This window comes from Streptomyces sp. NPDC046465 (assembly GCF_040646035.1).
Taxonomy (GTDB): domain Bacteria; phylum Actinomycetota; class Actinomycetes; order Streptomycetales; family Streptomycetaceae; genus Streptomyces.
This window is the reverse complement of sequence record NZ_JBEYZK010000002.1, coordinates 52,688-74,368: the sequence shown is the minus strand read 5'-3', so window position 1 is coordinate 74,368 and position 21,681 is coordinate 52,688. Positions and strand designations below refer to the sequence as shown.

The window sequence follows — 21,681 nt, the reverse complement described above, 5'->3', positions numbered from 1 at the left end:
ATCACGGGGCGCCGTCCCCGGATTGCGCCGGCCGGGCGAGCCGAGCCCGTGCGGCCTCCACGGCTGGGAGGGGCCCTGTGAGAGGCTGGGGCGCATGAATCGGCTGGCTGGCGTGACCTCGCCTTATCTGCTTCAGCACGCTGACAATCCGGTCGACTGGTGGCCCTGGTCGGCGGAGGCTTTCGAGGAGGCGCGGCGGCGCGATGTGCCCGTCCTGCTCTCGGTCGGCTACTCCGCGTGCCACTGGTGCCACGTCATGGCGCACGAGTCCTTCGAGGACGACGCGACCGCCGCGCTCATGAACGAGAAGTTCGTGAACATCAAGGTCGACCGCGAGGAGCGGCCCGACGTCGACGCCGTCTACATGGAGGCCGTGCAGGCCGCGACGGGGCAGGGCGGCTGGCCCATGACCGTCTTTCTCACCGCCGACGCCGAGCCCTTCTACTTCGGTACGTACTTCCCGCCCGAGCCGCGGCACGGCATGCCGTCCTTCGCGCAGGTTCTCGACGGCGTGCACCGGGCGTGGACGGACCGGCGCGGCGAGGTCGCCGAGGTCGCGGGCAAGATCGTGCGTGACCTCGGCGAGCGGCAGCTCACCCACAACAGTGCCGAGCGGCCCGGCGAGGACGAGCTCGCCCAGGCGCTGCTCGGCCTGACCCGCGACTACGACGCGACGTACGGCGGCTTCGGCGGCGCGCCCAAGTTCCCGCCGTCCATGACGATCGAGTTCCTGCTGCGGCACTACGCCCGCACGGGCGCCGAGGGCGCGCTGCAGATGGCCGCCGACACCTGCGAGCGGATGGCCCGCGGCGGCATCTACGACCAGCTCGGCGGCGGCTTCGCGCGCTACTCCGTCGACCGCGAGTGGGTGGTGCCCCACTTCGAGAAAATGCTGTACGACAACGCCCTCCTGTGCCGCGCCTACGCCCACCTCTGGCGGACCACCGGCTCCGAGCTGGCGCGTCGGGTCGCTCTGGAGACCGCCGATTTCATGGTCCGTGAACTGCGCACCGGTGAAGGCGGTTTCGCCTCCGCGCTCGATGCCGACAGTGCGGACCCGGCGACGGGGGAGCACGTCGAGGGCGCGTATTACGTGTGGACGGCGCGGGAGTTGCGGGAGGTCCTGGGGGAGGCCGACGCGGAGTTGGCGATGAGCTGCTTCGGCGTGACGGAGGAGGGGACCTTCGAGAAGGGGGCCTCTGTTCTGCAACTTCCGCAGGCGGAGGGGCCGTTGGCGGATGCCGCGCGGCTGTCCTCCGTGCGGGAGCGGCTCCTCGCGGCCCGCGCCGAGCGGCCCGCGCCGGGGCGTGACGACAAGGTGGTCGCCGCGTGGAACGGCCTCGCGATCGCCGCGCTCGCCGAGGTCGGCGCCTACTTCGACCGGCCGGACCTGATCGCGGCCGCCGTGGGCGCGGGCGACCTCCTCGTACGGCTCCACATGGACGACCGCGCGCGGCTCGCCCGTACCTCCAAGGACGGGCAGGCGGGCGCCAACGCGGGTGTCCTCGAGGACTACGCCGACGTCGCCGAGGGCTTCCTCGTGCTGGCGTCGGTGACCGGCGAGGGCGTGTGGCTGGAGTTCGCCGGTTTCCTCCTGGACCACGTCCTCGCGCAGTTCGTCGACGCGGAGAGCGGGGCGCTGTACGACACGGCGGCCGACGCGGAAGAGCTCATCCGCCGCCCGCAGGACCCCACGGACAACGCGGCGCCCTCCGGGTGGACCGCGGCCGCGGACGCGCTCCTCTCGTACGCGGCCCACACGGGCGCCGAGCCGCACCGCACCGCGGCGGAGCGGGCGCTCGGCATCGTCAAGGCGCTCGGCCCCCGCGTACCGCGCTTCATCGGTCACGGTCTCGCGGCCGCGGAGGCGGCGCTTGACGGGCCCCGCGAGGTGGCGGTCGTCGGCGAGGTCCTCGGGGACCTGCACCGCACGGCGCTGCTGGGCACCGCGCCGGGAGCGGTGGTCGCGGCGGGCCCGGAGGGCGGCGACGAGCTTCCGCTGCTCGCCGACCGGCCCCAGGTCGAGGGGCGCCCGGCGGCGTACGTCTGCCGCAACTTCGTCTGCGACGCGCCCACCACGGACCCGGCGGTGCTCGCGGGGCTGCTCTCCTAGCCAGCCGTTACGGAAAGAGCCAGCCGTTACGGAAAGAGCCAGCCGTTACGGAAAGGGCCAGCCACGGAAGAGGGTTCCGGGCGATTACCTGCGGGGTAATCGCCCGCCCGGCCCGCCCCGGAGAGACTGCCGTTCTCCCCGCGCCGCCCGGACGCGGGCCGGACCGAGAGGCCAGCCATGTCCACCGCCGCACCTGAGCACACCCGTACCGTCATCGAGGAACTGCTGCGGCGGATCGGCGAGGGCGACCCCGAGCGCATCGCCGAGCTGTATGCCGAGCGGGGCGACTGGAAGCTGGACTGGCCGGAGTCCGAGCACGGCAGGGCGGCCACGCCGTGGATCCGGCACCGCACCACCCGGGCCGACGCGGCCGCGCACTACCGCGAGCTCGCCGAGCACCACGTGCCGGAGCAGGTGGCGACGGAGGTCGAGCGCATCCTCGTCGACGGCGCCGACGCCGTGGTGCTCGGCGAGATCCGCCAGACGGCCCGGTCCACCGGACGCGCCTATCGGGCCAGGTTCGCCCTGCACCTGACGGTCGAGGGCGGGCTCGTCACCCGCCACCACGTCTACGAGGACAGCCTGGCGGTGGCTCAGGCGTTCGAGTCGGAGGGTGCGGCCGCCGCGGCGTAGGGGCCGCCGAACTCCGCCATCGCCCGCTCCACGATGCCGTCGAGCCGGTCGTGGTGGGCGCCCCGCCAGTACACGCGGGCGCAGGCCTCGCACTGGGCGAAGACGTCGTACGTGCCCCGGGTGCCGCCCTCCAGACGGTCGGTCACCTCCTCCTTCGTGGCCGGACGGAGGGTTCCGTTGCAGGCTCCGCAGCGGGTCCAGGGGCGCAGCTCGGGGGCGAAGCGGCCGAGGACGTCGCGGAGTTGGTCGTCGGGGCGGTCGCTGTAGACGTACGCGCCTGCCCACAGTTCGCGGCGCCTCAGCAGCCCCCGGTCGCGGCTGAGCAGGACGCGCCGCTCGGCCGCCGAGCGGGTGGCGAGCGCCGGGTCGCCGATGTCCGTGCTCTCGTACGCCGTGTCGACGCCGAGCAGCCGCAGGCGCCGGGCCAGCGTGCCGAGATGGACGTCGAGGAGGAAGCGGAGCGGGGCGCCGGGGACCGGCTGGGGGCGGGTGACGGCGTGCACGGTGACGGTCTCGCCCGCCGCGGGGACGTGTGCGGCGGCGACCTCACGGCCGTCCACCACGAGCGCGCCGGCCTCCGTCAGCGGGACGCCGAGCGACTCGACGACGTGCCCGAGCGTGGACGCGCCGTCCGTGACGGCCGTGGTGGGCCCGCCCCTTCGCTCGTGCGGGACGAAAATCCCCAGCTCGGGGGCGAAACTGATGAGGATCTCCGGACCGTTCATGCCGTCAGGATGGCATGGCGGGAGGGGGGTCAGCGGGGATTTTCCGCTCCCCTGTATCCCCCGTATTCCCCGTACCCGCTGATCAGCATGTCGAGCGTCCGGTCCACGAGGGTGGGCAGGTCGTCCTCGTGGTCGTGCTCCGCCCAGTACGCGGCGGTCTCGGTGAGCGCGCCGATCAGGCTCATGGAGAACGCCCGCACCTCCAGGTCGCCGGGGTCGCGCCCGGTGCGTTCCGCGAGGACGCGGCAGAGGATGCCGCCGGTGACCGACATGCTCTCCATCATCCGCGAGCGCACGGCGGGCACTTCGGTCATCAGCTTCGTGCGCAGCCGCGACACCTCCGGTTCCTCCGCGAAACCGGCGCCCACCGCCCGCCGCATGACGTGCCGCAGGGACTCCACGATCGGCTCGTCGGCGGGCCGCTCCCGCAACTCGTTCTCCAGGAGCGGGTCGTACTCGTCGGTGAGGACGATGTCCTCCTTGGTCGGGAAGTAGCGGAAGACGGTGGACGGGGAGACCTCCGCCGCCTCCGCGATCTGCTCGACCGTCGTCGCCTCGTACCCCTGTTCCCGGATGAGCCGGTACGTCGCGTTCCGGATGGCGAGCCGGGTCTTGAGCTTCTTGCGCTCGCGCAGCCCCATGCGGGGGGCGGTCCCGGGGGTCTCGGCGGTGGGGGTTCGGGCGGCCGTCATGCCCCTCATTGTCGGGCATCGGCCGGGGGCCCGCCCACGTCCGGGGTCCCTACCCGCTCCTCGGCGGGTTTCGGCAGCAGCGCGGCGACCAGGAGCGCGGTCAGCAGGGCGGCGGTCGCGCTGATCAGCAGGACGAGGCCCATGCCGTGCAGGTACGCGGCGTCGGCGGAGTCGGTGAGTGCCGGTGCGCCGAGCCGTTCGGCGACGGTGTGGGCGGCGACCACCGAGTCCTGCGCGATGCCCGCCGAGGGGCCCGGCAGCCCGTCGGTGTCCAGGCGGTCTGTGTAGGCCGACGCGAGGAGCGAGCCGAGCAGCGCGATCCCGACGGCGCTGCCCACCTGACGCACGGTCATGAGCAGACCGGAGCCGGCGCCCGCGCGCTCCACGGGCAGGGCGCCGAGTGCGCCGTCCATGGCGGGCACGACGGCGAAGCCGAAGCCGAGACCGGCCACCGAGAGCCACAGTGCGGTGAAGCCGTAGCCGCTGTCGACGGTCGTGCGGCTGCCGAGGGCTGCGGCGAAGGCGAGGACGACGAGGCCGCCGCTGATCACGGCGCGCGGGCCGAGCCGCCGTACGACGGGCTCGGCGCCCTTCGCGGCGATCAGGAGTCCGCCCATCATCGGCAGCAGCCGCACTCCGGTGCCGAACGCGTCGTTGCCGAGGACGGCCTGGAGGTACTGCGGCAGCACGAACAGCAGGCCGGACAGGACGAACATGACGAGCGTCGCCGCCATCGTGTTCAGGAAGAAGCCGCGGTCGCGCAGCAGCGTCATGTCGAGCATGGGGCGCGGCATCCGGCGTTCGCGCAGGACGAGCGCGGTGAGCAGGGCGGCGGAGCCCGCGAGTACGCCGAGGACCAGCGGGTCGCCCCAGCCGAGGCCGGGGGCCTCGATGATCGCGTAGATCAGCGCCCCGAGACCGGCCGCGGTCAGGGCGGTGGAGACGGTGTCGACGCTGGGGGAGGCGGGGTCGCGGGTCTCGGGCAGCAGGAAGGCGCAGGCCGTGAGGCCGATCGCGACCATGGGGACGTTGATCAGGAAGATCGAGCCCCACCAGAAGTGGTCGAGGAGCCAGCCGCCGACGATCGGCCCGAGCGGTGCGCCGAGGGCGGAGGCGGCGGAGACGATGCCGATGGCCTTGGTCCGTTCGCCGGGCCCGAAGAGCGCGGGCAGTACGGCCATCGCGAGCGGCATGACCAGGGCGCCGCCCACGCCCATGACGGCACGGGCCACGACGACGAGCGTGACGTCGTCGGCGAGGGTCCCGAGGAGCGAGCCGAGCATGAAGACGGCGAGCCCGGTCATCAGCATCCTGCGCCGCCCGAAGCGGTCGCCGAGGAGTCCGGCCGGGAGCATCAGCGCGGCAAAGACGACGACGTACGCGTCCGCCATCCACTGCTGTTCGCCGGTGCTCGCGCCCAGTTGTCCGGCCATCGTCGGCAGCGCGACGTTGAGGATCGTCATGTCGAAGCCGAGCACGAGCATGCTCGCGACCAGGGCGCCCAGCGCCCACCACCGTCGGGGGTCCTGCCGCGCGGCGGTGGTAGCGGTCGAGTCAGTGACAGTAACCATGAAATGAAAGTAACTCGCAAAAGATAGTCATAGTCAATATGTGCGAGCGGTCGTCCGTCGGCGGGCGCACGCTGGGCGCACGAAAAGTGGCCGCGGCTGGGGAGCCGCGGCCACTGAGGTAAAGGGGGGAGAGGGGTCAGCCGTGCTGGTACGCCACCAGCGAGATGCCCACGTAGTGCACCGCGAACGCGGCCAGCGTCAGAGAGTGGAAGACCTCGTGGAAGCCGAAGAAGCGGGGGGAGGGGTTGGGGCGCTTGATGCCGTAGATCACGCCGCCCGCGCTGTAGAGCAGGCCGCCGACGACGACCAGGACGAGGACCGCGATGCCGCCCGTCCGCATGAAGTCCGGCAGGAAGAACACCGCGGCCCAGCCCATCGCGATGTAGCACGGGGTGTAGAGCCAGCGGGGGGCGCCGACCCAGAAGACACGGAAGGCGATGCCCGCCAGGGCCGCACCCCAGATGCCCCAGAGCAGCCACTGTCCCGTCGCCTCGGGGAGCAGCAGGAGCGTCAGCGGGGTGTAGGTGCCCGCGATGATGAGGAAGATGTTGGAGTGGTCGAGCCTGCGCAGGATGCCGTCGGCTCTGGGGCTCCAGTTGCCCCGGTGGTAGAGCGCGCTCACGCCGAACAGCAGGCAGGAGCTCAGGGCGAAGATGCCGCAGGCGAGGCGGCCGCGCGGGGAGTCCGCGAGTGCGGTGAGCACCAGGCCGGCGATCACCACCGCGGGGAACATGCCGGCGTGCAGCCAGCCGCGCATCTTCGGCTTCACGGGAAGCGGCATGGCTTCCGGGGGCGGAACGAGTGACGGCTCGCCCGCGGGCTGCGGGCTCGCTTCGGGGACAGACGCGGTCATGAGCCGAATCGTACCTACGGGCCCGTAAGTCGCACATCAGCCGGGCGAGTCGGGCGGAGCGGGGGGCGGCCGGGGCCGGGTGGCGGCGGGCGGCAAATGGCCTGTTCCGCCCTACAAGAGGACGGATCCGCGCCCTCGCACCCGTACCCACTCAAGTGGCGATGCTCACGCCGCTCAAGTGTGAAGCCCTCTGGACAGATGCGCGAACGAGTCGGATGATCAAATGAGTGCGGTCGGCACCGGATGAGCGCCAAGGGAAGTTCACGTGAAGCGTCCGGGTCGCAGCCCCCACGGGGCATACATCCTGAAAACCCCTCGATTAGGAGCAATCGTGGCGCGCGACATCGCGGCTCCCCTGTCCTTGGGCACTGCCCCGACCAACCACCAGGAGCTGGCCTCCTGGGTCACCGAGATCGCCGAACTGACGCAGCCGGACCGGGTGGTCTGGTGCGACGGCTCGGAGGCCGAGTACGAGCGCCTGTGCGAGGAGCTCGTCGCCAAGGGCACGTTCAAGAAGCTCGACCCCACTCTGCGTCCGAACTCGTACTACGCGGCCTCCGATCCGACCGACGTCGCGCGCGTCGAGGACCGCACCTTCATCTGCTCCGAGAAGGAAGAGGACGCGGGTCCGACCAACCACTGGAAGGCCCCCGCCGAGATGCGGGCCATCTTCCAGGGCTCCGACGGCCAGGGTGGTGTCTTCCGCGGCTCCATGCGCGGCCGCACCATGTACGTCGTGCCCTTCTGCATGGGCCCGGTCGGCTCACCGCTGTCCGCCATCGGTGTGGAGATCACCGACTCCGCGTACGTCGCCGTCTCCATGCGCACCATGACCCGCATGGGTCAGGCGGTCCTGGACGAGCTCGGCGAGGACGGCTTCTTCGTGAAGGCCGTCCACACGCTCGGCGCCCCGCTCGAAGCGGGCGAGGCCGACGTCCCGTGGCCCTGCAACTCCACCAAGTACATCTCGCACTTCCCCGAGGACCGCGAGATCTGGTCGTACGGTTCGGGCTACGGCGGCAACGCCCTGCTCGGCAAGAAGTGCTACGCCCTGCGCATCGCCTCCGTCATGGCGCGCGACGAGGGCTGGCTGGCCGAGCACATGCTCATCCTCAAGCTCACGCCGCCGAAGGGCGAGAGCAAGTACGTCGCCGCCGCGTTCCCGAGCGCCTGCGGCAAGACCAACCTCGCCATGCTGGAGCCGACCGTCCGCGGCTGGACCGTCGAGACCATCGGTGACGACATCGCCTGGATGCGGTTCGGCGAGGACGGCCGCCTCTACGCGATCAACCCCGAGGCCGGTTTCTTCGGCGTCGCGCCCGGCACCGGCGAGCACACCAACGCCAACGCCATGAAGACCCTGTGGGGCAACTCGGTCTTCACCAATGTCGCGCTGACCGACGACGGCGACGTCTGGTGGGAGGGTATGACGGAGGAGACTCCCGCCCACCTCACCGACTGGAAGGGCAACGACTGGACGCCGGAATCAGGTGTCCCGGCCGCCCACCCGAACGCCCGCTTCACCACGCCCGCCTCGCAGTGCCCGATCATCGCGCCCGAGTGGGAGGACCCCAAGGGCGTGCCGATCTCGGCGATCCTCTTCGGTGGCCGTCGCGCCTCGGCCGTGCCGCTGGTGACCGAGTCCTTCGACTGGCAGCACGGCGTCTTCCTCGGCGCGAACGTGGCGAGCGAGAAGACCGCCGCCGCCGAGGGCAAGGTCGGCGAGCTGCGCCGCGACCCCTTCGCCATGCTGCCGTTCTGCGGCTACAACATGGGCGACTACATGGCGCACTGGGTGAAGGTCGGCGCGGACAAGCCCGACCAGTCCAAGCTGCCGAAGATCTACTACGTCAACTGGTTCCGGAAGAACGCCGACGGCAAGTTCGTGTGGCCCGGCTTCGGTGAGAACTCCCGCGTCCTGAAGTGGATCGTCGACCGCCTCGACGGCAGGGCGGAGGGCGTCGAGACGCCCATCGGCATCCTGCCGACGGTCGACTCCCTGGACACCGAGGGCCTCGACCTGGCCAAGGACGACCTGGAGTTCCTGCTCACGGTCGACAAGGAGGTCTGGCGCGAGGAGGCCTCGCTGGTCCCCGAGCACCTCAACACCTTCGGCGACCACACGCCCAAGGAGCTGTGGGACGAGTACCGCGCGCTGGTGCAGCGTCTCGGCTGATCTGCCGCACATTCCGGATGGGCCCCGCACGACGGCGTGCGGGGCCCATCCGCGTACATCCACACCTTGCGTACGTTGCCTTCACATGCCCCTCACATGCTTCAATGGCCCCACAAGGTGGCCCGGTGATCACTCCGGGCAGTCAACACAGGGTGTGGGGGGCCAAGTTGAAGAAGTCTCATCGCTTAAGACGCGTGACGGGAACCGCGCTCGCGGTGGTCTTGGGGTCGGCCGGACTGGTCGCCCTCGGGACACCCGCCGCGCACGCCGCCACTCCGTCGGACGAGGTGGCGAAGCTGCCGATCTCCTCGTACTCGGCGATCGCCGTCGACTCGGCGCACGAGCGGGTCTTCGTCTCGGACAACTACCGGGGCAGCTACACCAACCCCGGCGTCATCGCGGTCTACGACTTCCAGGGGCACAAGCTCACCTCCTGGACCACGACGAGCAGGGTGTCGGGCCTGGCGCTCAGCGCGGACAGCGCCACGCTGTACGCCGGAGAGCGCACCAGGGTCGCGGCGTACGACACCACGACGTTCAAGCTGACCGCCGCCACCGGCGCGTACGAAGAGACCTGCGGCCGCGAGGTCGCCGTCACGGGCAGCAAGGTGTGGTGGACGTCGCAGTCCACCGACTACATCTCCGACTGTCCCGCGGCGCAGAGCAACCTGGACGGCCTCGTCGGCGGCGCGCACGCCCGGACGGGCTGGAACGCCAAGGGCAGGCTCAACCTGGAGGCCGCTCCCGACGGCGCCAACCGGTTCTTCATGGGGCAGGAGGCCGGCCCCGGCGACGCCAACCCGTTCCTGGCCTCCTTCAGCACCGAGGGCGACAATCCCGTACGCGACGCCGTACGCCGCTTCGCCGACAGCGAGGGCAAGGGCGCGCTGCAACTGAGGGACCTGGCGGTCAGCGCCGACGGCAAGCGGGTGGCGGTCGCGGACGCCGCGTACGGCACCAGGCTGCTGAACGCGGGGGACCTCTCGGACACTGATACGCCTTACCAGGCGCTGCCGGAGGGGGCCAAGGCCTCCGCGGTGGCGTTCAGCGGCGACGGGAAGTATGTGGCGCGCGGCGCCGCTGCCTCCGGGAGCACCGCCGACCTCCTCGTCCAGCCCGCCGATCCGGCGGACGGCACGACGCCGTTCGAGTTCGCCTTCGAGGGCACGCTAGACGGCAACCGCGTCGTGCCGCGTGGCCTCGACTGGTCCAAGGACGGCCAGCGGCTGTTCGCGGTCACCACCAACGCCTTCGGCAACGAGTACTGGCTGCACATCATCCAGCCCCCGGCGGCTCAGCACGACTCCCGCTTCACCGGCGCCCTCACCACCACGCCGTCGAAGCCCGCCGTCGGTGAACCCCTCGGCATCCGCGGCACGTTGGAGCTCGACGGGCCCGCGCCCGCCGAGCCCGTGAAGGTCGCCGCCGTCCGCAAGGACGCCGACGGCACGACCGAGGTGGCGGCCGCCAAGGTCGCGGCGGACGGCAGCTTCACCGTGCTCGACGTGCCGGACCGGCTCGGCGAGGCGACGTACACGCTGCGCTTCCTCGGCGATGTGACGCACCGCCCGGCCGAGGACGTCACGGTCACGGTGGACGTGGCCAAGGCCGCTACGGCCGTCGAGCTGACCGCGCCCGCCGAGGCGACCCGCGCGGGCGGCGTCGAGATCACCGGCAGACTCACCGGGCAGGGCCGCGCGCTGCCGTCCGGGATCGAGCTGAAGGTGACCCGCACCGACAAGCTCGGCGCGACGGGAGAGCTCACGTCGGCGCGGGTCGCGGCCGACGGCACCTTCAAGGTCAAGGACCTGCCCGGCAAGAAGGGCCGGACGGTGTACGCGGTGAGTTACGAGGGCGACGCCCTGCACGAGGGCTCGTCCGCCCGCGCCACGGTGAAGATCACCGGCTAGCGGCAGGTACCGCAGAGCACCGGCGGCGGGACGCGCACCCCCAGTGCCGTTCGCCGTTGGTGGCACCCGGTCCGTGGCCTCACCGGCCGCGGACCGGGGCCGATCAGGAGGCGCCGACCAGGCGCGTGGCGTCCGCGTGGGCGTCCATGCGCCCCGCGGCCAGGATCGCCGCCGCGGTGTCGGCGCGGGACGCCGCCACGACCAGGGCGCGGCCCGCGAGGGCGTGGGCGCGCTGGTGCAGGGCGGCGAGGTGCGGTTCGTGTACGGCGGCCGCGACGGCGGAACGCGGCGGGCGCACGCCACCGCGCAGCCGTGCCACCTGCTGCGACAGCTGCTCGGCGGCGTCGTCGAGGTCGGCGGACGGGGCCAGGGCGCGCAGCTCGTCGGTGAGGGCGAGCAGGGCCGCGAGGTGTCCGGCGAGCTGGATGTCCAGCTCCTCCTCGCGGGAGCGGTGGGGATAGCCGGCGTCGTCGGCCATCGAGTGGACCGACTTGGTGCGGATCGGCTCGTACACGGGATGGCCTCCAGACGGTTGCTTGAAAGCCATCCTAGCTTAGATTCTGTCTAAAGTTGAGTCGAGGCCAAGGATGGGCCCGGGAGCGGGTCCGGGGGCGGGTCCTGGAGAGGTCCGTCACGGCTGGCTGTAGCCGTCCAGGAAGGTCCCGATCCGCGTGACCGCCTCCGCGAGATCCGTCGCGGCCGGGAGTGTCACGACGCGGAAGTGATCGGGCTCCGGCCAGTTGAAGCCCGTGCCGTGCACGACCATGATCTTCTCGGCGCGCAGCAGGTCGAGGACCATCTGCCGGTCGTCCTTGATCTTGAAGACCTTCGGGTCGAGCCGCGGGAAGAGGTAGAGCGACCCCTTCGGCTTCACGCAGCTCACGCCGGGGATCTGCGTCAGCAGGTCGTACGCGGTGTCGCGCTGTTCGAGCAGGCGTCCGCCCGGCAGCACCAGGTCGTTGATCGTCTGCCGCCCGCTGAGCGCCGCGACGACACCGTGCTGGCCCGGCATGTTGGCGCACAGGCGCATGTTGGCGAGGATCGTCAGGCCCTCGATGTACGAGGAGGCGTGCGCCTTGGGGCCTGAGATCGACATCCAGCCGACGCGGTAGCCCGCCACGCGGTACGCCTTCGACATGCCGTTGAAGGTGAGGGTGAGGAGGTCGGGGGCGATGGCGGCGGTCGCGGTGTGCGTCGCGCCGTCGTAGAGGATCTTGTCGTAGATCTCGTCCGAGCAGACGAGCAGGTTGTGGCGGCGCGCGATGTCCGTGAGCCCGCGCAGCATCTCGTCGCTGTAGACGGCGCCGGTCGGGTTGTTCGGGTTGATGATCACGAGCGCCTTGGTGCGGTCGGTGACCTTGCGCTCGATGTCGGCGAGGTCCGGCATCCAGTCGGCCTGCTCGTCGCAGCGGTAGTGCACGGCGGTGCCGCCGGAGAGCGAGATCGCGGCCGTCCACAGCGGATAGTCCGGCGCCGGTACGAGGACCTCGTCGCCGTCGTCGAGCAGGCCCTGCATGGCCATCACGATGAGCTCGGAGACGCCGTTGCCGATGAAGACGTGCTCGACGTCGGTCTCGATGCCCAGGGTCTGGTTGTGCATGACGACCGCGCGGCGGGCGGCGAGGAGGCCCTTCGCGTCGCCGTAGCCGTGGGCGGTGCCGACGTTGCGGAGGACGTCCTCCAGGATCTCGGGCGGGCACTCGAAGCCGAAGGCGGCGGGGTTGCCGGTGTTCAGCTTGAGGATGCGGTGCCCGGCCGCCTCCAGCCGCATCGCCTCCTCGAGCACCGGGCCCCGGATCTCGTAACAGACGTTGGAGAGCTTCGTCGACTGGATGACCTGCATGTCCGCGAGCTTACGGCCGGGTCGGACGGGCCGCTCCGTGTTTTGGGACACAAGGGGGACGCCGGGGGAGTGCGAGGGGATGTTCTGTCAGCGGTCAGTTGTGTCCGTTTGTGGTCTTGTCCTGACGGCCGGAGACCTCAACAATGCGCATGACAAAACCGTAAGAACTCCGGTCACATAGTCATCATCAGAGGGGACCCCCACATGAAGAAGCCTCTCGTCGGTGCGTGCTTCGCCGTTCTCCTTCTCGGAGCGACGGCGGCACCCGCGGCGGCCGTCAGCAACGAACGACCCGCGAAGCCGAAGGCCCAGGCCGTCAACTTCGCGGGCACGGTGGCGCTCAGCAACTGCTCCGGCTCCGTGGTCCGCGTGCCCAACTCGAAGCCCGGCGACCCGGCGCTCGTCCTGTCCAACGGGCACTGCCTGGAGAGCGGCTTCCCCGGGCCCGGCGAAGTCGTCGTCAACAAGCCCTCGACGCGCAGCTTCACCCTGCTCAACGCCTCCGGCGGCAACGCGGGGAAGGTCAAGGCCAGCAAGGTCGCGTACGGCACGATGACCGACACGGACATCTCGCTGTACCAGCTCACCAGCACGTACAGCGACATCGAGAGCCGGTACGGGATCAAGGCGCTGGAGCTGAACGCGGCGCGGCCCCAGCAGGGGCGGGCGATCACCGTCGCCTCCGGGTACTGGAAGAAGCTCTACAAGTGCAACGTCGACGGCTTCGCGTACCGCCTCAAGGAGGGGAACTGGACCTGGAAGGACTCGGTCCGCTACACCCCCGCCTGCCAGACGATCGGCGGCACCTCGGGCTCCCCGGTGATCGACGACGCGACCGGCAAGGTCGTCGCCGTCAACAACACCGGCAACGAGAGCGGTGAGCGGTGCACGGACAACAACCCGTGCGAGGTCGACGAGAACGGCAAGGTCACGGTGCGCGAAGGGATCAACTACGCGCAGCAGACCTACTGGATCGTGCCGTGCGTCGGCGCGGGCAACAAGATCGACCTGAGCCGCGCGGGCTGTGAGCTGCCCAAGCCGTCCGGCGTGAAGTAGCTCTTCTCCCGTATCTCCTCCCGTATCCCGTCTCGCATCCCGGCCGGGGGGCGGCGCCTCGCTCCGGGCCGGGGCGGCACCTCGTGGTGTCGGCCCCGGCCCGGATGTGGCGGATATCTGTCACGGCCGAAGCAGACATGCGCATGTCCCGTTGGTAGCGTTCTTCCGGTGACCTCCTCGCACGGCCCCGAGCGCCTCGATGACGACGACTACCCCGCCTACACGATGGGCCGGGCCGCCGAGCTGATCGGTGCCACGCCCGCCTTCCTCCGGGCGGTCGGCGACGCCCGGCTGATCACGCCGCTGCGCTCCGAGGGCGGCCACCGCCGCTACTCCCGCTATCAACTGCGCATCGCCGCGCGCGCACGGGAACTCGTCGACCAGGGCACCCCGGTCGAATCGGCCTGCCGCATCGTCATCCTGGAGGACCAGCTCGAAGAGGCACTCCGCCTCAACGACGCCCTGCGCCGCGTCCCCGGGGACGAGGAGCGCGGCCCCGAGGACAAGGGAGCGGCGCCGTCCTGAGGCCGTCGGACACGAAACGCTGCGCCCCGTGCCTCCGTATACCTATGACGGCAAATGCAGAATTTCGGGTGGTGCGCGCGACGGGTTATTCGCGGGGCAGCGACGCGTTATGGAAAGACGGGCGCTCGCGCCGATGGCGTGCTACTGTCGATTTCAGTTGCAGTTGTGGTTCCCAGAGACTCCAAGTGCTCCGGTTGGCTTTATGTGCCGACGGGGGCACTTTGTATTGCCGGTCATTTCCGGACGGGGTAATCATCGCGGCGACGTGGAGTGCGCACAGTGCGGGCTCCCGGGCACTGCCCCGAAGGAGATATGACATGGCTACTGGCACCGTGAAGTGGTTCAACGCGGAAAAGGGCTTCGGCTTCATCGAGCAGGAGGGCGGCGGCGCCGACGTCTTCGCTCACTACTCGAACATCGCCACCCAGGGCTTCCGTGAGCTGCAGGAGGGCCAGAAGGTGACCTTCGACGTCACGCAGGGCCAGAAGGGCCCGCAGGCCGAGAACATCGTTCCCGCCTGACGCTGACGCTCACGCGTACTACGTAGCTGGGGCCCGCACCTTGGGTGCGGGCCCCAGCTCGTTGTGTTTTCGGGACATGACGCAGACGTTTCATGTTTCCCCGCTTTTCACCGGCCGCCGCGGCATAATTCCGCGCCCGCTGGGAATGTGTTTCATTTTTCCGGCCGTTCCTGCGATTCTCGGCACCGGTCGGTGCCGGTCAGAATTCCTCGATACGCGCCGCATCGAGGAAGGTTCTCCGTGAACCGTTCAACGCGCACGAACAGTCCGCACAGCACCAACAGCACGCACAGCCGACGGCCCAAGAGCTACGGGGGCCGCCGCCCCGCCGCGCTCCAGGGAGAGTTCGCGCTGCCGGTCACCGTCACCCCGGCCCTCCCGCCCGTCGAGGATTTCGCGGCGCTCGGCCTGCCGGACGGGGTGCTGCAGACCCTCACCGGCCTCGGCGTCACCGCCCCCTTCCCGATCCAGGCGGCCACGCTGCCCAACTCCCTCGCGGGCCGGGACGTCCTCGGCCGAGGGCGCACCGGATCCGGCAAGACCCTCGCCTTCGGCCTCGCGGTGCTCACCCGTACCGCCGGGCAGCGCGCCGAACCGCGCCGCCCGCTCGCGCTGATCCTCGTCCCCACGCGCGAGCTCGCCCAGCAGGTCACGGACGCGCTCACCCCCTACGCCAGGTCGCTCAGGCTGCGCATGGCCACCGTGGTCGGCGGCATGTCGATCGGACGGCAGGCCGGTGCCCTGCGCAACGGAGCCGAGGTCGTCGTCGCGACGCCGGGCCGCCTCAAGGACCTCATCGAGCGCCGCGACTGCCACCTGGACCAGGTCGCCGTCACCGTGCTCGACGAGGCCGACCAGATGGCCGACATGGGATTCCTGCCCCAGGTCACCGAGCTCCTCGACCAGGTGCGGCCCGGCGGCCAGCGGATGCTGTTCTCGGCCACCCTTGACCGCAACGTCGACCTCCTGGTCCGCCGCTACCTCAGCGACCCGGTCGTCCACTCGGTCGACCCGTCGGCGGGCGCGGTCACCACGATGGAACACCACGTGCTGCACATCCACGGCGCCGACAAGTACGCCGCCACCACGGAGATCGCCGCCCGCGACGGACGCGTGATCCTCTTCCTCGACACCAAGCACGCGGTCGACCGGCTCACCACGCACCTGCTCAGCAGCGGCGTGCGCGCGGCGGCCCTGCACGGCGGCAAGTCCCAGCCCCAGCGCACCCGCACCCTCGCCCAGTTCAAGTCCGGCCAGGTCACCGCGCTCGTCGCCACGAACGTCGCGGCACGCGGCATCCACGTCGACGACCTCGACCTCGTCGTCAACGTCGACCCGCCCGCCGACCACAAGGACTACCTGCACCGCGGCGGCCGCACCGCCCGCGCCGGCGGTTCGGGCAGCGTCGTCACGCTGGTCACCTCGGCGCAGCGGCGCGACATGACGCGCCTTATGGCCGCCGCGGGCATCCGGCCGCACACCGCTCAAGTCCGCTCCGGCGAGGCCGAGTTGACCCGCATCACCGGCGCCAAGGCCCCCTCGGGCATCCCGGTGACCATCGCGGCGCCGCCGAGGGAGGACTCCCGCCGCGGCGGATCGACGGCCCGTGGCCGCCGCCCCCGTGACGGCCGCGCGCGCCGCGCCTACGCCGCCCGCTCGCGGGAGGACAACGCAGCCTGACCACGGGCCCGGCCGACTCCCCGCCCCGGCGCCCTGCCCGACCACCGCTCCTCTCCCCGTCTCCCCGTCTCCCCTCTCCCTGTGAGGCACCATGCGCTGTGTCATCGCCCGCTTCCCGTTCGACCTCTTCAAGAATGAGGTGGAGCAGGTCATGAAGGGCGTCAAGCCCGAACCCGTCACGGGTGAGTCCGTGATCATCGGTCGGCGCCACTACCCGGTCAAGCAGGTGGGGGAGATCATCACGCGGCAGGACCGCCGTGACTTCTCGGCCCGCGAGGTGACCAGGGCGCTGACCGGCCTCGGCTTCACCTGCCGGACCGCTCCGGTGCCGGTGGTGCCCGCGCCGGAGCCCGCGCCCTGGCCCACGTCCGTCGTCTAGCCGGTCAGTCGTCTAGTCGGTCCGTCGTCGTCCCCGTAGTCCCGTAGTCCCGTAGTCCCGGAGCGAGCGCCGCGGCCCCCGGCAGCCAGCCGAGGGCCACTCCCCAGAGCGCGCCGAACAGTGCGCCGGTCAGCGGCAGGATCAGCCACCCCCATGTGCCCGCCTCGACCATGCGGGCCGCGACCATGCCCCGCCACGCGCCGGCCACGGTGGCGCCCGCGAGCAGTGCCGTCCAGCCCGCGAGCAGCCGAAGGGCGCGGCCCGCGCGGGGGCGCAGGCGCAGATGGCGGCGCATCCGGGCGGCCGCCACGGCGATCAGGAGCAGCGCCGCGAAGTCCTCGCACAGCTGCCAGGACCAGTCCGTCGCGCCCAGAGGCGTCGCCCGAAGGCCTGGCAGCGCGTAGGGCACGCCGAGCGCGCTCGGCGCGACCGTGAGGCCTGCCCGCGCGGTGAACGCGGTCAGCACGGTGGCGCTGCCGTGTGCGAGAACCAGCAACAGGCAGACCCCGGCGACCACGACGGTGGCATCGGTCCGGGCCCTTACGACCACGTCCCGCACCGTGTCGAATGTCGTCCGCATGGCGCGCCACTGTAGGCCGCCCCGGCCGTCGCGGACAGGGACACGGCCGAAAAAAGTGAACAATGCTCAGGTCTGTTGCGCCGGGGCTTCCGCGATCTACCATCCCGGCCATGAAGTCCATTGCGGCACGGCGCACTTGGTGGCGCGCTCGGTGGCGCGCCGGGGCGGTGGGCGCCGTCGTGCTCGCCGTCGCCGCCGCGCTGCTGGTCGCCGTCGGACCGGAGGGCGCGGGCGCCGCGCGCGCCGACACCGCGAGCGGCCACCGCTGGATCACCGACCGGCAGGGGCGCGCGCTGGTGCTGCGCGGCCTGTCCACGGCGAGCAGCGCCAAACAAGCGGCGGACGGCATGCCCTGGATCGAGGAGAAGGACGTCGCGCGCGAACAGCGCGCGCTGGGCACGAACTTCGTCCGCTTCCTCCTCCAGTGGCGCAAGGTCGAGCCGTCCCCGGGAACGTACGACAGGACGTATCTGAAGCGGGTCGCCGAACGCGTGCGCTGGTACGGCGAGCGGGGCTATCACGTGCTGCTCGACATGCACCAGGACCTGTACGGGCCACGGGTCGGCGGCAATGGCGCGCCCGCGTGGGCCACCGGGACCGACGGCCTCGCGTCCGCCGCCACCGACCCCTGGGAACTCGGTTACGCCGAGCCCGGGACCGTCCGCGCCTTCGACCGTTTCTGGGGGACGGTCGAAGGCGGCGGGCGCGATCTGCGAGGGCACTACGTCGGCGCCCTGCGTGAGGTGGCCCGCCACTTCGCCGACGACGACGCCGTCATCGGGTACGACCTGATGAACGAGCCGTGGGGCGGCAGCGTGCAGGGTCCGGCGTTCGAGTCGGGCCCGCTCGCGCGCCTCTACCAGGACGGCATCGACGCCATCCGCACCGTCGACCGCGACCACTGGCTCTTCGTCGAACCGTCGGCCATCGGTGCCAACTGGGGCTTCGCGTCCGGACTTCCGCGCCTGGACGACCCGCGCGGTGACGGCGACGAGGCCCGCATCGCGTACGCGCCGCACCTCTACCCCCTCCCCATGGACCTGGGCGGCGGCTACACCGGTGGCACCAAGAGCCAGGTCGACCGGTCGTTGCGGGCCTGGCGCGAGCAGACGGAGAAGACCGCGCGACGGCTCGGGGCACCCGTGGTCGTCGGGGAGTTCGGGCTCGACGTGGGTCTGCCGGGTGCCATGGATTACGTCGAGGTGGTGCAGCGGACGGCCGACGAGATGGGCGCGGGCTTCGCGTACTGGTCCAACGACCCCGGTACCTGGGCGCCGTGGGACGCCGACATGAAGCCGACCGCGCTGCTGCCCGTGCTCGACCGGCCCTCTCCGACTGCCATCGCCGGGGACCCGGTCGCCTACCGGTGGGACGCGGCGGACAAGGTCCTTACGGTGAGCTGGCGGGGCAGGGCGGGCGTACGGGGCGGCACGGAAGTCCGGCTGCCCGCGCGCCACTTTCCGAAGGGCGCCAGGGTGCGGGGCGTAGAGCGACGCTCCTGGGACTGGGATTCCAAGACCCGTATCCTCACGCTCGGTTCGGAGCCGGGCACGCACGCTGTCCGCATCACACCACGTGGGTGAAATGAAAGAGTTCCCACCTCTTGTCCGGCTGCACAGTGACCTCAAGAATGCCCCTGACATACGTACGACTGGTGTACATCGCAAGGGGGGCTCCACAGATGGGACAGACGAGCAAAGCGGTAGCGGGCGGGCTGCTCGCCCTCGCCCTGGCCGGTGCCGGTGCGGCACCCGCGTTCGCGGGCGACGACCAGCCGACCCAGCAGGCTCAGGCCACGTCCAAGTCCAAGTCCACGTCCAAGTCCAAGTCCAAGACCAAGGCGGTCGACTTCGCGGGGACGGTGGCGCTCAGCAACTGTTCCGGCTCGGTCGTCCGCACGCCCAAGTCCAAACCGGGCGACCCGGCCCTCGTGCTCACCAACGGCCACTGCATAGAGTCCGGGTTCCCCGCGGCGGGTGAGGTCATCGTCGACCAGCCGTCCACCCGCACCTTCAAGCTGCTCGACGCGGGAGCGAACGAGGTCGCCACGCTCAAGGCGTCCAAGGTGTCGTACGCGACGATGACGGACACCGACATCACGCTCTACCAACTCACCAGCAGCTACCGCGACATCACGGCGAAGTACAAGATCAAGCCGCTGGAGCTCGAGGACGACCACCCGGTGAAGAAGCGGCCGATCACGGTCGTCTCCGGCTACTGGAAGAAGACGTACAGCTGCAACATCGACGGGTTCGTCCACCGCATCAAGGAGGGCGGGTGGACCTGGAAGGACTCCGTTCGCTACACCCCCGAGTGCCAGACCATCGGTGGCACGTCGGGCTCACCGGTGATCGACCACAAGACCGGCAAGGTCACCGCGGTCAACAACACGGGCAACGAGGACGGCGAGCGCTGCACCCTCAACAACCCCTGTGAGATCGACCGCAAGGGCAGGGTGACCGTGCGCAAGGGCATCAACTACGCCCAGGAGACGTACGGGATCGTGCCGTGCGTCGGCAAGGCCAGCAAGATCGACCTGGGCCGGAAGGGCTGCAAGCTGCCCCGGCCGGCCGCCGCGAGGTAGTCGACAGGCGCCCGTCCTCGGGCGCCCGTCCTCAAGGGGTCCGTCCTCAAGGGGTCCGTCCTCAGGGGGTCCGGCGTACGGCACGTCCCGCGAGGACGTCCGTGCGTCGGCCGTCCCGCGTCACGAACCTGCCGTCGATCAGGACGTGCGGGACACCGACGGGCAGGGTGCGCGGCGCCTCGAACGTCGACCCCGCCGCGACCGTCTCCGGGTCGAAGAGGACCAGGTCGGCGCGGTAGCCCTCACGGACGACGCCCCGGTCGGACAGGCGCAGACGGGCCGCCGGGCGCGAGGTGAGGTGCGCGACGGTCTCCTCCAGGGACATGACGCCGAGCTCCCGTGCGTACCGCCCGAGGTACTGCGGGAACGTGCCGTACGCACGCGGGTGCGGCTTGAAGCCCTGCAGAATGCCGTCGCTGCCGCCGGTGTGCACCCGGTGCCGCATGATCGCCTGCACGTTCTCCTCGTGACCGACGTGCTGGAGGATCGTCGAGCCGAGGTTGTCGTTGATGAGGAGACGGCGGGCGGTGATCCACGGCTCCTCGCCGCGCTGGGCGGCCGACCGGGCGATGGTCTTGCCGACGCAGGAGGCGAGACCGGGGTCGGAGACGCCCGAGACCTCGATCCTGTCCCACTCGATCGGCACGCCGTGACAGCCGTCGGCGCCGATGACCTCCATGTGGTGACGGATCTTCTCGGCGGTCCCGTCGTCCTTGAGGCGGGCGAGGATGGCGTCGGGCCCTCCTTCGCTCGCCCAGCTCGGCAGCATCGCCACGAGCGTCGTACAGCCCGGGGTGTAGGGGTACGTGTCGAGCGTGATGTCCGCCCCTTGCGCGAGGGCGTCGTCGAGGAGGGCGAGCAGGTCGGGGGCCTTGCCCTTGTTCACGCCGAAGTTCATGGTGGCGTGCGCGAGGTGGAGGGGGCAGTTCGCGGTCCGGGTGAGGGTCACCATCTCCTCGTACGCCTGGAGGGCACCGGCGCCGTAACTGCGGTGATGGGGGCAGTAGTAGCCGTTGTGGGCCGCCACGACCTTGCAGAGTTCGGTGAGTTCGGAGTCGTCGGCGTACATGCCCGGCGTGTACGTGAGCCCCGACGACATGCCGACGGCGCCCTCCCGCATCCCCTCGGCGACGAGCTCCTTCATCCGGTCCAGCTCGGCGGCGGTGGCCGGGCGGTCGTCCCAGCCGAGCGCGTGCATGCGGACGGTGCCCTGCGGGATGAGGTACGCGGCGTTCACCGCGATGCCGCGGCCGCCGTGGGCGGTGTCCAGGGTGTCCAGGTAGCCGCCGACCGTGCGCCAGGTGAAGTCGATGTCGCTGCCGTCGCCGTTCCAGCCGGTGATGGCCTGGCGGACCTGGGCGAGCGTGCGGTCGTCGACGGGGGCGTAGGACAGGCCGTCCTGGCCGATGACCTCCAGGGTCACGCCCTGCGCGGCCTTCGCGGAGTGGTCCGGGTCCCTGAGGAGGGCGAGGTCGCTGTGGGCGTGCATGTCGATGAAGCCGGGCGCGAGTGCGAGGCCTTCGGCGTCGAGGGTGGCCTGCCCCGTTGGGCGGGGCCCTTTTGACTCTCCCTCCCGGTGGATCTCCGTGATTCTGCCCTCGTGTACGGCTACGTCGGCGCGGTAGGAGGCGCCTCCGGTGCCGTCTATGACGCGTGCGTCCCGGATCACCAGGTCCATGGGGGTGCCTTTCCTCTGCGTTCGGCTGCAGCCGGGTTGTGGTGCACCCGGCCTCCGGCCGGGTCTTTTTGTTCCCACCCGCACCGCCCGTGCGGGTCTCGTCGCCGGGTGCGGGTGGCCCTTGTGGGGCGGGTCCGCCGTTGGCGGCGAAGGGGTGGGTGG

General features: G+C 71.0%; 19 protein-coding genes. 11 read left to right on the top strand and 8 right to left on the bottom strand.

The genetic code is table 11. The annotated features are described in order from the left end of the window. The first annotated feature begins 94 nt into the window (after positions 1–94). Together ABZ953_RS03255 and ABZ953_RS03250 are read left to right on the top strand one after the other, a co-directional pair. Positions 95–2,113 carry a thioredoxin domain-containing protein gene (locus ABZ953_RS03255; protein WP_361715895.1) on the top strand — a complete coding sequence of 673 codons (2,019 nt, stop codon included), beginning with the start codon at positions 95–97 and terminating at the stop codon, positions 2,111–2,113. Between the two features lie 177 nt (positions 2,114–2,290). Next, the gene (locus tag ABZ953_RS03250; protein ID WP_361715892.1) at positions 2,291–2,746 is read left to right on the top strand and encodes a nuclear transport factor 2 family protein; all 456 of its coding nucleotides are present in this window, start codon (positions 2,291–2,293) and stop codon (positions 2,744–2,746) included. Here ABZ953_RS03250 and ABZ953_RS03245 read toward each other — a convergent pair. From ABZ953_RS03245 to ABZ953_RS03230, 4 genes are all read right to left on the bottom strand, one after another. Next, a complete protein-coding gene (locus ABZ953_RS03245) occupies positions 2,707–3,471 on the bottom strand; it encodes a Mut7-C RNAse domain-containing protein (RefSeq protein ID WP_361715889.1) in 765 nt (254 codons plus the stop codon). The genes ABZ953_RS03250 and ABZ953_RS03245 overlap by 40 nt on opposite strands. Positions 3,472–3,500: 29 nt before the next feature. Then, positions 3,501–4,172: a TetR family transcriptional regulator gene (locus ABZ953_RS03240; RefSeq protein WP_361715886.1), complete on the bottom strand. Its 672-nt coding sequence runs from the start codon at positions 4,170–4,172 to the stop codon at positions 3,501–3,503. Further along, positions 4,169–5,734, bottom strand: a complete 1,566-nt coding sequence (locus ABZ953_RS03235; RefSeq protein ID WP_361715883.1) for an MFS transporter — start codon at positions 5,732–5,734, stop codon at positions 4,169–4,171. Before ABZ953_RS03235 ends, ABZ953_RS03240 begins: the two co-directional genes overlap by 4 nt. Before the next feature lie 136 nt (positions 5,735–5,870). Further along, a complete protein-coding gene (locus ABZ953_RS03230; protein ID WP_361715880.1) occupies positions 5,871–6,587 on the bottom strand; it encodes a hemolysin III family protein in 717 nt (238 codons plus the stop codon). 331 nt (positions 6,588–6,918) lie between these two features. Between ABZ953_RS03230 and ABZ953_RS03225 the strand changes: the two genes are divergently transcribed. Together ABZ953_RS03225 and ABZ953_RS03220 are read left to right on the top strand one after the other, a co-directional pair. Then, positions 6,919–8,763, top strand: coding sequence for a phosphoenolpyruvate carboxykinase (GTP) (locus tag ABZ953_RS03225; RefSeq protein WP_361715877.1), 1,845 nt, complete (start codon positions 6,919–6,921; stop codon positions 8,761–8,763). A 194-nt stretch (positions 8,764–8,957) separates the two neighbouring features. Further along, positions 8,958–10,673 (top strand): Ig-like domain repeat protein, encoded by a 1,716-nt coding sequence (locus ABZ953_RS03220; protein ID WP_361715874.1) that lies wholly within the window; start codon positions 8,958–8,960, stop codon positions 10,671–10,673. A 103-nt stretch (positions 10,674–10,776) separates the two neighbouring features. Here ABZ953_RS03220 and ABZ953_RS03215 read toward each other — a convergent pair whose 3' ends face one another. Together ABZ953_RS03215 and ABZ953_RS03210 are read right to left on the bottom strand one after the other, a co-directional pair. Next, positions 10,777–11,187, bottom strand: a complete 411-nt coding sequence (locus tag ABZ953_RS03215) for a hypothetical protein (RefSeq protein ID WP_361715871.1) — start codon at positions 11,185–11,187, stop codon at positions 10,777–10,779. Positions 11,188–11,304: 117 nt separating this feature from the next. Then, positions 11,305–12,516, bottom strand: a complete 1,212-nt coding sequence (locus ABZ953_RS03210) for a pyridoxal phosphate-dependent aminotransferase (RefSeq protein WP_361715868.1) — start codon at positions 12,514–12,516, stop codon at positions 11,305–11,307. Between the two features lie 204 nt (positions 12,517–12,720). On the opposite strand from ABZ953_RS03210, the gene ABZ953_RS03205 reads away from it, so the two are divergent. From ABZ953_RS03205 to ABZ953_RS03185, 5 genes are all read left to right on the top strand, one after another. Continuing rightward, on the top strand, positions 12,721–13,572 hold the full coding sequence (locus tag ABZ953_RS03205; RefSeq protein WP_361715865.1) for a serine protease: 852 nt from the start codon (positions 12,721–12,723) through the stop codon (positions 13,570–13,572). Between the two features lie 225 nt (positions 13,573–13,797). Continuing rightward, a complete protein-coding gene (locus ABZ953_RS03200) occupies positions 13,798–14,097 on the top strand; it encodes a MerR family transcriptional regulator (RefSeq protein ID WP_361717014.1) in 300 nt (99 codons plus the stop codon). A 317-nt stretch (positions 14,098–14,414) separates the two neighbouring features. Continuing rightward, the gene (locus tag ABZ953_RS03195; RefSeq protein ID WP_030788646.1) at positions 14,415–14,618 is read left to right on the top strand and encodes a cold-shock protein; all 204 of its coding nucleotides are present in this window, start codon (positions 14,415–14,417) and stop codon (positions 14,616–14,618) included. A gap of 240 nt (positions 14,619–14,858) precedes the next feature. Continuing rightward, a complete protein-coding gene (locus ABZ953_RS03190) occupies positions 14,859–16,298 on the top strand; it encodes a DEAD/DEAH box helicase (RefSeq protein WP_361715861.1) in 1,440 nt (479 codons plus the stop codon). Between the two features lie 91 nt (positions 16,299–16,389). Next, positions 16,390–16,677 (top strand): SCO5918 family protein, encoded by a 288-nt coding sequence (locus tag ABZ953_RS03185; protein WP_361715858.1) that lies wholly within the window; start codon positions 16,390–16,392, stop codon positions 16,675–16,677. A 4-nt stretch (positions 16,678–16,681) separates the two neighbouring features. Here ABZ953_RS03185 and ABZ953_RS03180 read toward each other — a convergent pair whose 3' ends face one another. Then, a complete protein-coding gene (locus tag ABZ953_RS03180; protein WP_361715855.1) occupies positions 16,682–17,257 on the bottom strand; it encodes a hypothetical protein in 576 nt (191 codons plus the stop codon). A 110-nt stretch (positions 17,258–17,367) separates the two neighbouring features. On the opposite strand from ABZ953_RS03180, the gene ABZ953_RS03175 reads away from it, so the two are divergent. Both ABZ953_RS03175 and ABZ953_RS03170 read left to right on the top strand, forming a co-directional pair. Further along, positions 17,368–18,840: a cellulase family glycosylhydrolase gene (locus tag ABZ953_RS03175; RefSeq protein WP_361715852.1), complete on the top strand. Its 1,473-nt coding sequence runs from the start codon at positions 17,368–17,370 to the stop codon at positions 18,838–18,840. Between the two features lie 98 nt (positions 18,841–18,938). Next, positions 18,939–19,841, top strand: coding sequence for a serine protease (locus ABZ953_RS03170; protein ID WP_361715849.1), 903 nt, complete (start codon positions 18,939–18,941; stop codon positions 19,839–19,841). A 61-nt stretch (positions 19,842–19,902) separates the two neighbouring features. Here ABZ953_RS03170 and ABZ953_RS03165 read toward each other — a convergent pair whose 3' ends face one another. After that, positions 19,903–21,519 (bottom strand): D-aminoacylase, encoded by a 1,617-nt coding sequence (locus ABZ953_RS03165; protein ID WP_361715846.1) that lies wholly within the window; start codon positions 21,517–21,519, stop codon positions 19,903–19,905. Between the last annotated feature and the right edge of the window lie 162 nt (positions 21,520–21,681).

Excerpts from the sequence above, each read along its gene's own strand:
- ABZ953_RS03255 (WP_361715895.1), top strand. The coding sequence starts at position 95 with ATGAATCGGCTGGCTGGCGTGACCTCGCCTTATCTGCTTCAGCACGCT.
- ABZ953_RS03250 (WP_361715892.1), top strand. The coding sequence starts at position 2,291 with ATGTCCACCGCCGCACCTGAGCACACCCGTACCGTCATCGAGGAACTG.
- ABZ953_RS03245 (WP_361715889.1), bottom strand. The coding sequence starts at position 3,471 with ATGAACGGTCCGGAGATCCTCATCAGTTTCGCCCCCGAGCTGGGGATT.
- ABZ953_RS03240 (WP_361715886.1), bottom strand. The coding sequence starts at position 4,172 with ATGAGGGGCATGACGGCCGCCCGAACCCCCACCGCCGAGACCCCCGGG.
- ABZ953_RS03235 (WP_361715883.1), bottom strand. The coding sequence starts at position 5,734 with ATGGTTACTGTCACTGACTCGACCGCTACCACCGCCGCGCGGCAGGAC.
- ABZ953_RS03230 (WP_361715880.1), bottom strand. The coding sequence starts at position 6,587 with ATGACCGCGTCTGTCCCCGAAGCGAGCCCGCAGCCCGCGGGCGAGCCG.
- ABZ953_RS03210 (WP_361715868.1), bottom strand. The coding sequence starts at position 12,516 with ATGCAGGTCATCCAGTCGACGAAGCTCTCCAACGTCTGTTACGAGATC.
- ABZ953_RS03205 (WP_361715865.1), top strand. The coding sequence starts at position 12,721 with ATGAAGAAGCCTCTCGTCGGTGCGTGCTTCGCCGTTCTCCTTCTCGGA.
- ABZ953_RS03200 (WP_361717014.1), top strand. The coding sequence starts at position 13,798 with ATGGGCCGGGCCGCCGAGCTGATCGGTGCCACGCCCGCCTTCCTCCGG.
- ABZ953_RS03195 (WP_030788646.1), top strand. The coding sequence starts at position 14,415 with ATGGCTACTGGCACCGTGAAGTGGTTCAACGCGGAAAAGGGCTTCGGC.
- ABZ953_RS03185 (WP_361715858.1), top strand. The coding sequence starts at position 16,390 with ATGCGCTGTGTCATCGCCCGCTTCCCGTTCGACCTCTTCAAGAATGAG.
- ABZ953_RS03180 (WP_361715855.1), bottom strand. The coding sequence starts at position 17,257 with ATGCGGACGACATTCGACACGGTGCGGGACGTGGTCGTAAGGGCCCGG.
- ABZ953_RS03175 (WP_361715852.1), top strand. The coding sequence starts at position 17,368 with ATGAAGTCCATTGCGGCACGGCGCACTTGGTGGCGCGCTCGGTGGCGC.
- ABZ953_RS03170 (WP_361715849.1), top strand. The coding sequence starts at position 18,939 with ATGGGACAGACGAGCAAAGCGGTAGCGGGCGGGCTGCTCGCCCTCGCC.
- ABZ953_RS03165 (WP_361715846.1), bottom strand. The coding sequence starts at position 21,519 with ATGGACCTGGTGATCCGGGACGCACGCGTCATAGACGGCACCGGAGGC.